We start from the raw sequence: 261 nt of genomic DNA, 5'->3' as shown, positions 1-261 counted from the left end.
GGGGACCGCGGACGAAGCCCGGACTGCAGCCCATAGCTACGGTGGTGAGCGCGCGTTGGCGCGGGCGCGGGGGAAGTAGCTGTAGAAGGTGTCGCGGTTGACCCCGAGCCGCTTGGCGATCTCGGCCACGCTGATCGTACCGGCCGTCAGCATGGCACGGGCGGCTTCGAGGTCAGCCTCCTTCAGCTTCCTCGGCCGCCCACCCTTACGTCCCCGGGCAAGGGCCGCCTTGAGCCCCTCCATGGTGCGCTCGCGGTTGAG

1 protein-coding gene is annotated in these 261 nt (G+C 70.1%); it reads right to left on the bottom strand.

All coding sequences use genetic code 11. The features are described from left to right. Window positions 1-36 precede the first annotated feature (36 nt). A partial coding sequence (locus KZZ07_RS27080) for a helix-turn-helix domain-containing protein (protein ID WP_219520092.1) occupies window positions 37-261 on the bottom strand: 225 nt, incomplete at its 5' end.

Source organism: Mameliella sp. CS4 (genome assembly GCF_019392335.1).
In the GTDB taxonomy this organism is placed as follows: domain Bacteria; phylum Pseudomonadota; class Alphaproteobacteria; order Rhodobacterales; family Rhodobacteraceae; genus Antarctobacter.
The sequence above is the reverse complement of the archived record's forward strand: the minus strand, read 5'-3'. Positions and strand labels throughout refer to the sequence as shown.